Raw genomic sequence first — 12,218 nt, forward strand, 5'->3', positions numbered from 1 at the left:
GGGGGCATGGCAGCCAAGGCGTCGCCCGCGATCGTGCTCGAGGTCGGTGATCGCGACGTGCGGATCACGAACCCGGAGCGCGAGTACTTCCCGGCCCGCGGCGAGACCAAGCTCGACCTGGTCAAGTACTACCTGTCGGTCGGCGACGGGATCGTCAACGCGCTCAGGGAACGGCCGTGCATGATGCACCGGTTCCCCTCGGGGATCGCCGGTGACAAGGTGCACCAGAAGCGGGTGCCGCACGGCGCGCCGCCGTGGCTGCAGACGGTGCGGGTGACCTTCCCGCGCTACAACCGCAAGGCCGACGAGCTGTGCGTCACCGAGCTGGCCCAGGTCATCTGGGCGGTGCAGATGTCGACTGTCGAGTTCCACCCCTGGAACAGCAGGCGCGCCGACGTGGAGAAGCCGGACGAGTGGCGGATCGACCTCGATCCCGGGCCCGACTGCCCCTGGGACCGGGTGCAGCGCGTGGCCCACGTGGCGCACGAGGTGCTCGACGAGCTGGGGGCGGTCGGCTGGCCCAAGACCAGCGGCGGGTCCGGGATGCACGTCTACGTGCGGATCGCGCCGGACTGGGGTTTCAAGGACGTGCGGCGCGGTGCCCTCGCGTTCGCGCGCGAGGTGGAGCGACGGATGCCGGACGACGTCACCACCACGTGGTGGCGCAAGGACCGCGACCCCGCGGACCTGTTCATCGACTACAACCAAAACGCCCGGGACCACACGATCGCCGCGGCCTACTCGGTGCGCGGCAACGCGATCGGGACCGTGTCGGCACCGATCCGGTGGGACGAGGTCGACGATGTGGTCCCCGACGACTTCACCATCGCGACGATGCCCGCCAGGTATGCCGAGCTGGGCGACCTGCACGCCGGGATCGACGACGCGGTGTTCGAGATCGACCAGCTGCTCGAGTGGGCGGAGCGCGACGAACGGGACGGCGCCGCCGAGCCGCCCGAGCCGGACGCGGCGGACGCGGCGGAGCCGGCCTAGCGAGACGGAGCCGACAGCGGGACGCCAGACCGCGCCGAGCAGGCGCAGTAAGCCGAAAACCGCAGACGCGGCTTGATTTGCTTGTATCGACCGCAGGCACGGAACTACAGTTGATCGCATGCCGCTGATGAGGATCAAGGACGCCGCGTCATTTCTCGGCGTCAGCGACGACACGGTGCGGCGCTGGGTGGACAGCGGCGCCCTCGAGGCACGCACCGACGAGGTGGGCCGCAAGGTCGTCGACGGCTACCAGGTCGCGCTGCTCGCCCGTGACCAGGCACATGCCGTGGAGGATCCGTCCGGCGTGGGTCGCTCGGCCCGCAACCGCTTCGTCGGCCTCGTCACGGACATCAAGCGCGACACGGTGATGGCCCAGGTCGAGATGCAGTGCGGGTCGTTCCGCGTGGTGTCGCTGATGAGCTCCGAGGCCGTGGACGACCTCAGGCTCGAGCTGGGCTCCGTGGCCATCGCCGTGGTCAAGTCCACGACCGTCATCGTCGAAACACCCCAAGGAGCATCATGATCCGCCCCCTCGCCGCCCTGGCCACCGTTGCCACCGCGGCGCTGGTCCTCGCGACGGCAGCGTGCGGGTCCGACGCCGGCGACACCACGAGCTCCAGCTCGTCCTCGTCCTCGTCCTCGTCCCCGGCACTGACCGGGCAGATCACGGTGTTCGCGGCGGCCTCGTTGAAGAAGACCTTCACGGCGATCGGAGCCGAGTTCCAGAAGGCGCACCCGGGCGCCAAGGTCACCTTCAACTTCGCCGGCTCCTCCGACCTCGTCGCCCAGATCCAGCAGGGCGCACCCGCCGACGTCTTCGCCTCGGCCGACACCAAGAACATGGACAAGGCGACCGGCGCCTCGCTCACCGCGGCCACCCCCGTGAACTTCGCGTCCAACACCCTCGAGATCGCCGTCCCGCCGGACAACCCGGCCAAGGTCACTGGCCTCGCCGATCTTGCCAAGCCCGGCGTCAAGGTCGTCCTGTGCGCCCCGGCCGTTCCGTGTGGCTCCGCGGCGGCCAAGGTCGAGACGGCCGCGAAGATCGACATCAAGCCGGTCAGCGAGGAGCAGTCGGTCACCGACGTCCTCGGCAAGGTGACCTCGGGCGAGGCCGACGCCGGACTCGTCTACGTCACCGACGTCAAGGGCGCCGGCGACACAGTGAGGGGCATCGAGTTCGCCGAGTCCTCGGCCGCCGTCAACACCTACCCGATCGCGACCCTCAAGAGCAGCAAGAACGCCGCGCTGGCGAACGCCTTCCTCCAGGCCGTGACGGGTGAGCCGGGTCAGGGCATCCTCGCCGCCGCCGGGTTCGCCAAGCCGTAGCCTGCCTGTCGTGCCCCTGGTCCATCCCACGCCGAGACGACGACCGCAGCTGGGACGACCGCGGCTGGGACTGCCCGCCTGGGTGTTCGTCCCCGCCGCGGTCGGCGCGCTGTTCGTCGTGCTCCCTCTCGTGGCGATGCTCACCCGGATCGAGTGGGGCAGCTTCGGCACCCTCATCACGTCGGACTCCTCCCGCGCCGCCCTGGCCCTGAGCCTGCGCACCTCGGTCGCCAGCACGGTGCTGTGCATCGTGTTCGGCGTGCCGATGGCGCTCGTCCTGGCCCGCACCGAGTTCCGCGGACAGTCGATCGCCCGGTCCCTCGTCCTGCTCCCCCTCGTGCTTCCGCCAGTCGTCGGCGGCATCGCCCTGCTCTACACGTTCGGTCGCCGCGGCCTGCTCGGCCACACCATCGAGGTCCTCGGGCTGCAGATCGCGTTCTCCACGACCGCCGTCGTGATGGCCCAGACGTTCGTCGCCCTGCCCTTCCTCGTGGTCAGTCTCGAGGGTGCGTTGCGCACCGGCGGTCAACGGTTCGAGGAGGTGGCCGCGACCCTCGGCGCGCGCCCGACGACGGTGTTCCTGCGGGTGACCCTGCCCCTGGTCCTGCCCGGGCTCGCCTCTGGCGCGGTGCTCGCCTTCGCCCGGGCGCTGGGTGAGTTCGGAGCCACGATCACCTTTGCGGGCAGCCTCCAGGGCGTCACCCGCACCCTGCCGCTCGAGATCTACCTCCAGCGCGAGACCGACCCGCAGGCCGCGGTCGCCCTGTCGCTGGTCCTCGTCGTCGTCGCCACCGTCGTGATCGCCCTGACCCGACGGTCGAGGACCGCGCTGTGAAGCTCCACGCGCAGGTCCGACTCCCCCACCGCGGCGTCGACCTCACGCTCGCCGTGGAGGCCGGCCGCACGCTGGCGCTGCTCGGACCGAACGGTGCCGGCAAGTCCACAGCCCTCGCCACCATCGCCGGGCTCCTGCGCCCCACCTCGGGCCAGATCACCCTTGACGACCGGATCCTCTTCTCCGGCAACGACTCTGCGAATGCTTCAGGCCACGGCGAGTGGGTGCCTCCGCACGCGCGAGGGATCGCGCTGCTGGCCCAGGAGGCACGGCTGTTCCCGCACCTGTCGGTGCTGGACAACGTCGCCTTCGGCCCACGCAGCGCCGGTATGCCGCGTGGCCGGGCCCGCGAGCAGGCGCGGCAGTGGCTCGCCCGGGTCGACGCCGAAGACTTCGCCGACCGGCGTCCGGCGGCGCTCTCCGGGGGTCAGGCCCAGCGGGTGGCCATCGCCCGGGCGCTGGCCACCGAGCCGCACCTGCTCCTGCTCGACGAACCGCTGTCCGCCCTCGATGTCGAGTCCGCCCCCGCGATCCGCCAGCTGCTGCGCCGAGTCCTCAAGGACCGCACGACGATCCTGGTCACCCACGACATCCTCGACGCCGTGCTGCTGGCCGACGACGTCGCCGTCGTCGAGGACGGCCACGTCGTCGAGCAGGGGCCCACCTCCCGGGTGCTCACCCGGCCGACGAGCGGCTTCGCAGCCCGCATCGCGGGACTCAACCTGGTGCGCGGAACCGCCCACGGGGCAACGGTTTCGACTCCTGGGGGACTGCGCATCGAAGGGCTCACCGAGGACGTCCTGGGGGATGGTCAGGCCGCCGTCGCGGTGTTCAGCCCGAACGCCGTCGGCGTCTACCTACAGGCCCCTGCCGGTAGCCCCCGCAACGTCGTCCGCGGGACGGTGACCGACCTCGAACCGCACGGTCACCAGGTGCGCGTGCACACGGCATACCTCTCGGCGGACATCACGCCTGCGGCGCTGGCCGAGCTCGACCTGGCCCCCGGCTCCGACGTCGTGTTCACGATCAAGGCGAGCGAGGTCGCGGTCTACGCCGCGTGAGCGGCTCGCGTCCACCATGATCGTGTGATGATCCGGGAGACGAGGAGGCGCGGTGCCTGGTGGCTACCCGCGTGCGTGCTGGTCCTGACGGTCGGGCAACTGGCCTTGGGCACCTTCGCCGGCGGACTGCAGCAGTTCGAGGGCAAGGCGTTCGGGGCACGGCTCGTGGCCTACCCGGTGATGATGCTCATCGTTCCCGCCGCGTGGTGGCTGGTCCACCGGCGGCAGCGCGCCGAGGTGCCGTGGCTGGCGTTCGGCCTCGTGATGGCACCGTTCCTCATCGACGTCACCGGCAACACCCTCGACCTCTACGACTCGGTGACGTGGTGGGACGACGCCAACCACTGCGTCAACTGGGTGTTGCTGTGCGCCGGCCTGGGTCTGCTTCTGCTGCAAGGGATTCGTATGCCGTGGGCACGGGTCCTGCTCGTGACGGGACTCGGCGCAATGCTGGCGATCGGGTGGGAGCTCGGCGAGTGGTACACGTTCATCCGCCACGGGACCGAGCTGGACACGGCCTACCAGGACACCCTCGGCGACGAGGCGCTCGGCACCCTCGGCGCCCTGGTGGCAGGGCTGCTGCTGCGCAGGCCACGACCCACCCGAGGTGCCTGACCGCCCCTAGCCGTCGCTGGCGTCGGTCGCTGCCGCGGCCTCGCGCGCAGCCAGGGCGGCCGCGTAGTCAGGCAGCTCCTGGAGCGCGAAGTGGTTGCCGTCCGGGTCCTCGAAATGGGTGAAGCGACCCCACGGGAGGTCCTCGACCTCGGTCACCTCGACGCCGCGGCCCTTGAGCTCGGCATAGGCCGCATCGGCGTCGGCGACCACGACCTGGAGGTACTGCTTCATCCCCTCGCCCAGCATCTGCATGCCCTTGACGAAGCAGAACGAGCAGGCCGACCCGGGAGGCGTGATCTGGACGAAGCGCAGGCCGGCCTCCTCCACGACCTGGTCCTGGTCCGCCGGCCACCCGACGACGTCCTCGTAGAACGCCTTGGTGCGGTCGATGTCCGTGACGGAGATGGGGATGAGCTCGATCTTGTAGTCCATGGCCGGTCCTCTCGTCGCAACCTCTCTCCCGGAGGTTCTACCACCAGCCTAGGAAGGCTTCCGGTCACCTTCTGTCCGGAATCAGGCTCGGTCCGGAATCACGACCTGTCCGCTTTGGACAGGGCTGCTCGCCACGAGGTCGGCCACGGCTGGGCCGAGTCCGCGCCCGTGGGGACGTGGACGGTGACGTACCGCCCGTGGGCCGCCCTCGTCCGGGGGCGACCCTCGAACGGCTCGCCCCACACCTCGTAGGCGAAGGTCATCGAGCTGGTGCCGATGCGTTCGACCGCCACGGTGGCCGTGACCTCCTGGCCGAACCAGAGCCGCGCCTCGTAGTCGACCTCGTGGCGCACCCGAGGGGCGACACCGAAGTAGCCGGCCACGGCGCGCTCGCGCATCAGCTCAGCCTCCGCCGACTCGACCCACCGGGTGATGGCCGTGTTGTGGTGGTGGCCGGCCGCGTCGGTGTCCATCCACTCGACCCTCGCGCGATGGATGCCGACCGGATCTTCGAGGGTCACCGAGCCACCGCGACCTGCGAGCCCACCGAGGCGGCCTCGGGCGTCCAGCGCAGGTGGGTCGGCAGCTCGTCGCTCTCGGTCTCCTTGATCAGCGAGAGCCGGGGCCGGACCGCATCGGTCCGAGCCGTCGGCGGCTTGCGGCGGCCCGCCGCGAAGGGCAACGGCCACTCGGCGGCCGGACCGCGGAACTCCTGCTCCGCCGCCGCGTGCAGGGTCCACTGCGGGTCGTAGAGGTGCGTCCGCCCCAGCGCACACAGGTCGGCCCGGCCGGCGAGGAGGATCGAGTTGACGTCATCGTGCGACGAGATGGCGCCCACGGCGATCACGGCCACGCCTGCTGCCGCGGCCACCTCGTGACGGATCCGGTCGGCGAAAGGAGTCTGGTACGACCGCCCGAACGCCGGCTTCTCTTCCTTGGCGATCTGCCCCGACGACACGTCGATGCCGTCGGCACCGTGGGCGATGAAGGCCCGGGCCAGCTCGACCGCGTCGTGCTCGTCGTTGCCGTCCGGCATCCAGTCGGTCGCCGAGATGCGGACCGTCAGGGGCCGCTCAGCCGGCCACGCTGCCCGCACCGCGTCGAAGACCTCGAGCGGGAACCGCAGCCGGTTCTCGATCGAGCCGCCGTACTCGTCGGTGCGCTGGTTGGAGATCGGCGAGAGGAACGAGGACAACAGGTAGCCGTGGGCGCAGTGCAGCTCCAGCAGGTCGAAGCCCGCGTCCGCCCCACGCCGCGCGGCGGCCACGAACTCGTCGCGGATCGCATCCATGTCACTGCGGGTCACCTCGCGAGGCAGGTGGCACCCGTCGCCGTAGGCCAGGGCCGAGGGGCCGGTGACCTCCCAGTTGTCCGTGTCGAGCGGTTCGTCCATGCCCTCCCACATGAGCTTGGTCGACCCCTTGCGTCCGGAGTGGCCGAGCTGGAGGCCAATGGCAGCAGTGGAGTTCGCGTGGACGAAGTCGACGACCTTGACCCAGGAGTCGCGCTGCTCGTCGGTCCAGAGCCCGGTGCAGCCGGGGGTGATCCGACCCTCCGGCGAGACGCAGACCATCTCGGTCATCACGAGCCCCGCCCCACCGAGTGCTTTCGACCCCAGGTGGACGAGGTGGAAGTCGCCGGGCACACCGTCGACCGCGGAGTACATGTCCATCGGCGAGACGATGATGCGGTTCTTGAGCTGGAGGTTGCCGACGTGCATCGGCTGGAACATCGCCGGCACCACCTCGGCTGCGCCCTGGGCGGCGGCGAACGCCTCGTCCACCCGGGTCGCGAACTCCTCGTCGCGGGTGCGCAGTCCGTCGTAGGTGATGCGCCGCGAACGGGTCAGCAGGTTGAAGCAGAACTGGGTGGGGTCCTGGTCCTCGTACAGCCCGATGTTCTCGAACCACTCCAGCGAGGCCTGCGCCGCGCGCTGCGTCGACTCCACGACCGGTCGCCGTTCCGTCTCGTATGCCGTGAGCGCGGCATCGAGGGCATCGTGCTCGTGCAGGCAGGCGGCCAGGGCCAACGCATCCTCCATGGCCAGCTTGGTGCCGGAGCCGATGGAGAAGTGCGCGGTGTGCGCCGCGTCGCCGAGCAGGACGACGTTGTCGTCGTGCCAGTGCTCGTTGCGAACGGTCGTGAAGCTGAGCCACTTCGAGTTGTTGGACAGGACCTCGTGGCCGCCCAGCTCGTCGGCGAAGACCTCGGCCACCCGGGCGATCGACTCCTCGTCGGAGACCCCCGGAGGGAATTCGGTCCCCTCGCTGGCATCCAGACCGGCCGCCCGCCAGACGTCCTCGTGCATCTCGATGATGAACGTCGAACCCTTGTCGGAGTATGGGTACCCGTGGATCTGCATCGTCCCCCACTGCGTCTGCTTGACGTAGAACTGGAACGCCTCGAAGACCAGGTCGGTCCCCAGCCACATGAACTTGTTGTGCCGCCGGTCGAGGCTGGGACGGAACACGTCGGCATACCGCTGCCGCACCGCGGAGTTGACGCCGTCGGCCGCCAGGACCAGGTCGTGCGTGGCCCGGAGCTCCTCGACATCCGGCGCCACGGTCGAGAACCGCACGTCGACCCCTAGCTCGGCACACCGCTCCTGCAGCAGCGAGAGCAGCTCCTTGCGACTCATGGCCGCGAAGCCCTGGCCGCCGACGGTGTGCCGCTGGCCGCGGAAGTGGATGTCGATGTCGGTCCAGCGGGCGAAGCGGTCGGCCATCTGCTCGGCGATCCGCTCGTCGGCGTTCCCGATGCCACCGAGGGTCTCGTCGGAGAAGACCACTCCGAACCCGAACGTGTCGGAGGCGGCGTTGCGCTCCCACACGGTGACCTCGTGGGCGGGGTCGAGCTGCTTCATGAGGGCGGCGAAGTAGAGCCCGCCCGGCCCACCCCCGATGACGGCGATCTTCACGACTGCCCCTCCTGAGCGATCTGGTCCCTCAATCTGAAGTGCTGCAGCTTGCCGCTGGGGTTGCGCGGCAGGACGTCGACGAAGCGGACGTCGCGGGGGTACTTGTAGGGGGCGATGTGGGCCTTCACGAAGTCCTGGAGCTCGCGCGCCTTCGCCTCGTCGCCCACCACGCCGGCGCGCAGGACCACAAAGGCGCAGACGATCGACCCGCGCTCCGCGTCCGGCCTGCCGACGACAGCGCACTCGGCCACGTCGGGGTGCTGGTCGATCGCGGCCTCGACCTCCGGCCCGCCGATGTTGTAGCCGGACGACACGATCATGTTGTCGGAGCGTGCCTGGTAGTAGAAGTAGCCGTCGGCGTCGCGGACGAAGGTGTCGCCGGTGATGTTCCACCCGTTCAGCACGTAGGCGTGCTGGCGTTCGTCGTTGAGGTAGCGACACCCCGTGGGTCCGATGATCGCGAGCCGACCGGGCACGTCCGGACCGACCTCCTGACCATCGGCGTCGAGGATCGTCGCCCGGAACCCGGGCACCGCCTTGCCGGTCGCGCCGCGGCGGATGTCGTCCCCCCTCGCCGAGACGAAGACGTGCAGCAGCTCGGTCGACCCGATGCCGTCGATGATGCGCAGGCCGGTCTGGTCGAGGACGGCCTGCCAGGTCTCGGGGTTGAGGTGCTCGCCGGCCGACACCGCGGTGCGGACGCCCGCCAGCAGCCCGACGTGACCGTCGACGACGATCGCCCGGTATGCCGTGGGGGCGGTGAACAGCGTCGTCACCTCGTGGTCGTGCACCAGCTGGGCGAGCTCTGCGGGCGTTGCCTTCTCGGTGAGCAGGGAGCTCGCGCCGGACCGGATGGGGAAGACCACGAGTGCGCCGAGACCGAAGGTGAAGGCCAGCGGCGCCGTGCAGGCGACCACGTCGTCGGAGGTCAGCTGCACGAGGTGCTTGCCGAAGGTCTCGGCGATGGACGCGATGTCGCGGTGGAAGTGCATCGTCAGCTTGGGGACCCCGGTGGTGCCGGAGGTCGGACCCAGCAGGGCCACGTCGTCGGCAGCCGTTGGCACCGCTACGAATTCGCCCGACTTCGTGGCGCACCGAGCCACGAGGTCGTCCGACCCCGAGCCCCCGAACTCCACCACGGTGAGGTTGGGCGAGGCGCTGTCGCGCACGGCATACACGTCCTCCGCGAACCGGTGGTCGACCAGGGCGATGGTCGGCTTGGAGGCGGCGACGATGGGGGTGATCTCGACGGCCCGCAGGGCAGCCATGGTGGTGACGACGACGGCACCCGCCTTGAGGGCACCGAACCAGCAGGCCACCACCCACGGCGTGTTCGGCGCCCGGAGCAGGACGCGGTTGCCGGGCACGAGGCCCAGGTCGTCGGTGAGCACCTGCGCGACCTGGTTGGCCCGCTGCTGGAGCTCGCCATAGGTCCACGTCGTCCCGCCGGGCGTGTGCAACGCCGGGCGGTCGGCACCGACCCGGTCGGCCGTGTCGTCGAGCAACCAGGACGCGGCGTTGAGCCGGTCGGGGTACTGCAGCTCGGGAAGGGTGAACTCGATGGTCGGCCACAGCTCGCGCGGCGGCAACGAGTCGCGGGCGAAGGTGTCCTCATGGGCCGAGGGGCTGAGCTCCATCATCGTGCCTTTCACAGTCGTGCGCTCCGACATCACTGACCTGCGCGGATCATGCCCTCTTGGGCGACGGTGGCGACGTGGTCGCCGGATCGGGTGTAGAACCGGCCCAGACCGAGGCCGCGGCCCCCGTGGGCACTGGCCGCCTCCTGGGCGTAGAGCAGCCAGTCGTCCATCGCGAACGGCCGGTGGAACCACATCGCGTGGTCCAGGCTTGCGGTGACCAAACCCTTTTGCGCCCAAGGCATTCCGAGCACCCTCAGCACGGGCTCGAGGATCGTGTAGTCGCACGCATAGGCGAGCGCCGCCTGGGCCAGCTGGACGTCGTCGATGCCCTCGACCGGGCGCAGCGCGTCGAACGGCTTGACCCACACCGCCTGGTGCGGGGCCCGCTCCCCCTCGACCTGCACGTAGACCGGTCCGGGGACGTGGCGCATGTCGAACGACCGACCGCCCGACCAGTAGCCGCGCGAGTCCGCGGTCATCGTCCCCGCCGCCTCACTGCCCGGCTCGAACCCCTCGAGGTATGCCGCGGAGCTGGGCAGCGCCTCGGGCGCCGGGACCGCGGTCGGCGCCTCCGCGGCATACTCCCCGCCGTCCTCGGGCACGTGGAAGGAGGCCATGGCGACGTAGACGACCTTGCCCCCCTGGAAGGCGCGGACCTGGCGGGTGGAGTAGCCCCGGCCATCACGCAGCCGCTCGACCTCGTAACGCACCTGCGCGCCGATGTCGACGGGGCGCATGAAGTAGCTGTGCATCGAGTGCAGCCCGCGGTCGGTCTCGACCGACCGGATCGCGGCGACCGTCGCCTGGGCGACCATGTCGCCGCCGTACGCCTTCGGCCACGGGCAGTACTGCGTCGTGGCGGTGTAGGCCTCGTCGAAGACCTCGGCATCGACCTGGGTGAGGGCGAGCGCATCGGTCAGCACCCGCGAGGTGGGGGTCACGAGCTCACTCATGCGCGGCGGAAGCCCTCGAGGATGGAGTCGTCGACGTCGGCAAGGTTGACGACGATGTTGTCGGGAGTCCGGGTGGTCAGCCAGACCAGGTCGTGCCTGGTCGACATGTTGCACTCGACGTGGTGCATGAACGGCGGCACGAACACGAAGTCCCCCTCGGTCATGTCGACGTACTCGCGGAAGTCCTCGCCGTAGTAGATGCGGCCGTGTCCCTGCAGCACGTAGCCACCGGTCTCGGCCTCGCCGTGGTGGTGGTTCACGGAGCGGTAGCCGGGCTTGTTGAAGACCTTGCCGTACCAGAGTCGCTGCGCCGGCGTGTGCTGGATGCTGACACCGGACACGCGGTAGGCGCCGCCGGAGTCGGCAGTCGACGGGTCCTCGGAACCCGCCTTGGTGACGATGGGGATGACGCGACCATCGGGCTGGGCCCACGGCGACGGGTCTCCTTCGAGCACGTAGTCGTCAAAGTTCATCGGCGTCTCTCCTTGATCGGTGTCGGGTCAGTCGAATCGTGTTGTCCAGGAAGCCGATTCCCTCGATCTGCGTGCGCACGACGTCGCCGTCGGCGAGGAACCGTGGTGGCTTCATGCCCATGCCCACGCCTCCGGGCGTGCCCGTGAGCACGAGGTCACCGGGCCGCAGGAGCGTGAACTCGGAGATGTAGGCGAGGAGCGCCGCTGCACCGAACACCAGGGTCTTGGTGTTGCCGCGCTGGACGGTCTCGCCGTTGACCAGGCAGGTGACCTCGAGGCCGGCCTCGGGGTCGACCTCGTCCGGGGTCACCACGACGGGGCCGACCGGTGTCGTCGCGTCCCAGGCCTTGCCCTGGAACCACTGCAGCGTGCGTCGCTGCCAGTCACGGACCGAGATGTCGTTGGCCACGGTGTAACCGGCGATCGCTCCTCGGGCCTGATCCTCGGTGGCGTGGCGCAAGGGTTGGCCGACGACGACGGCGAGCTCGGCCTCCCAGTCGAGGTCCACCTCCGCAGGAGCGTGGATCACGTCGGTGGGACCGACCAGGGTGTCGGCGTACTTGGCGAACAGCGTCGGGAAGTCCGGCAGCTCGCGGCCCATCTCGGTGATGTGGTCGCCATAGTTGAGCCCGCAGCAGATGACCTTGGCGGGGCTGGGCAGCGGAGTGAGCAGCACGGCGTCAGGCCCACCGACGACCACTGCGCCCGGGCACGCGGCCACCTCGCGCCAGTCCGGTCGGGCCAGGAGCTCGGAGAGGTCGGCGGCAGGCAACGCGAGCCAGTCGCCGCACGAGGGCGACGTGTCGTGGGAAACGGCGGCACACGTCGCACCGTCCGGCGTCGCCACCGTGGCCAGTCGCATCCTCGCGCCCTTCCGTCCGCTGTATAGCGACAATTTCACGATCGTCACGTATAGTCAATAGTCGCAGGCGTCGAACTGCCCACGCCCAGGAACCACCCGAGGAGCGCC

At 70.0% G+C, this 12,218-nt stretch carries 13 protein-coding genes; 6 read left to right on the forward strand and 7 right to left on the reverse strand.

Annotated features, from left to right (window positions below; genetic code table 11):
* The first annotated feature begins 6 nt into the window (after positions 1-6).
* The 6 genes from ligD (at position 7) to AC1DXJ_RS13960 (ending at position 4,833) form a co-directional block, all read left to right on the forward strand.
* A complete protein-coding gene (gene ligD / locus AC1DXJ_RS13935) occupies positions 7-993 on the forward strand; it encodes a non-homologous end-joining DNA ligase (RefSeq protein WP_477637259.1) in 987 nt (328 codons plus the stop codon).
* A 118-nt stretch (positions 994-1,111) separates the two neighbouring features.
* On the forward strand, positions 1,112-1,516 hold the full coding sequence (locus AC1DXJ_RS13940; protein WP_477637260.1) for a TOBE domain-containing protein: 405 nt from the start codon (positions 1,112-1,114) through the stop codon (positions 1,514-1,516).
* The gene (gene modA, locus AC1DXJ_RS13945) at positions 1,513-2,322 is read left to right on the forward strand and encodes a molybdate ABC transporter substrate-binding protein (RefSeq protein WP_477637261.1); all 810 of its coding nucleotides are present in this window, start codon (positions 1,513-1,515) and stop codon (positions 2,320-2,322) included. The genes AC1DXJ_RS13940 and modA overlap by 4 nt, the downstream gene beginning before the upstream one ends.
* Positions 2,323-2,338: 16 nt before the next feature.
* Positions 2,339-3,157: an ABC transporter permease gene (locus AC1DXJ_RS13950; RefSeq protein WP_477637287.1), complete on the forward strand. Its 819-nt coding sequence runs from the start codon at positions 2,339-2,341 to the stop codon at positions 3,155-3,157.
* Positions 3,154-4,218: a sulfate/molybdate ABC transporter ATP-binding protein gene (locus AC1DXJ_RS13955; RefSeq protein ID WP_477637262.1), complete on the forward strand. Its 1,065-nt coding sequence runs from the start codon at positions 3,154-3,156 to the stop codon at positions 4,216-4,218. Before AC1DXJ_RS13950 ends, AC1DXJ_RS13955 begins: the two co-directional genes overlap by 4 nt.
* Before the next feature lie 27 nt (positions 4,219-4,245).
* Positions 4,246-4,833, forward strand: a complete 588-nt coding sequence (locus AC1DXJ_RS13960; RefSeq protein WP_477637263.1) for a DUF2238 domain-containing protein — start codon at positions 4,246-4,248, stop codon at positions 4,831-4,833.
* 6 nt (positions 4,834-4,839) lie between these two features.
* On the opposite strand, the gene AC1DXJ_RS13965 is transcribed toward AC1DXJ_RS13960, so the two are convergent.
* The 7 genes from AC1DXJ_RS13965 to AC1DXJ_RS13995 form a co-directional block, all read right to left on the reverse strand.
* Positions 4,840-5,265 carry a VOC family protein gene (locus AC1DXJ_RS13965; RefSeq protein WP_477615855.1) on the reverse strand — a complete coding sequence of 142 codons (426 nt, stop codon included), beginning with the start codon at positions 5,263-5,265 and terminating at the stop codon, positions 4,840-4,842.
* A gap of 98 nt (positions 5,266-5,363) precedes the next feature.
* Positions 5,364-5,738: an acyl-CoA thioesterase gene (locus tag AC1DXJ_RS13970; RefSeq protein ID WP_477637264.1), complete on the reverse strand. Its 375-nt coding sequence runs from the start codon at positions 5,736-5,738 to the stop codon at positions 5,364-5,366.
* A 44-nt stretch (positions 5,739-5,782) separates the two neighbouring features.
* Positions 5,783-8,182, reverse strand: coding sequence for a bifunctional salicylyl-CoA 5-hydroxylase/oxidoreductase (locus tag AC1DXJ_RS13975; protein ID WP_477637265.1), 2,400 nt, complete (start codon positions 8,180-8,182; stop codon positions 5,783-5,785).
* Positions 8,179-9,819, reverse strand: coding sequence for an AMP-binding protein (locus AC1DXJ_RS13980; protein ID WP_477633437.1), 1,641 nt, complete (start codon positions 9,817-9,819; stop codon positions 8,179-8,181). The genes AC1DXJ_RS13975 and AC1DXJ_RS13980 overlap by 4 nt, the downstream gene beginning before the upstream one ends.
* 32 nt (positions 9,820-9,851) lie before the next feature.
* A complete protein-coding gene (locus tag AC1DXJ_RS13985) occupies positions 9,852-10,775 on the reverse strand; it encodes an acyl-CoA thioesterase (RefSeq protein WP_477637266.1) in 924 nt (307 codons plus the stop codon).
* Positions 10,772-11,248 (reverse strand): cupin domain-containing protein, encoded by a 477-nt coding sequence (locus AC1DXJ_RS13990; protein WP_477637267.1) that lies wholly within the window; start codon positions 11,246-11,248, stop codon positions 10,772-10,774. The genes AC1DXJ_RS13985 and AC1DXJ_RS13990 overlap by 4 nt, the downstream gene beginning before the upstream one ends.
* Positions 11,238-12,110, reverse strand: coding sequence for a fumarylacetoacetate hydrolase family protein (locus AC1DXJ_RS13995; RefSeq protein ID WP_477637268.1), 873 nt, complete (start codon positions 12,108-12,110; stop codon positions 11,238-11,240). The genes AC1DXJ_RS13990 and AC1DXJ_RS13995 overlap by 11 nt, the downstream gene beginning before the upstream one ends.
* Positions 12,111-12,218: the final 108 nt, after the last annotated feature.

The sequence above is a fragment of the Pedococcus sp. P2_D9 genome, assembly GCF_056404275.1.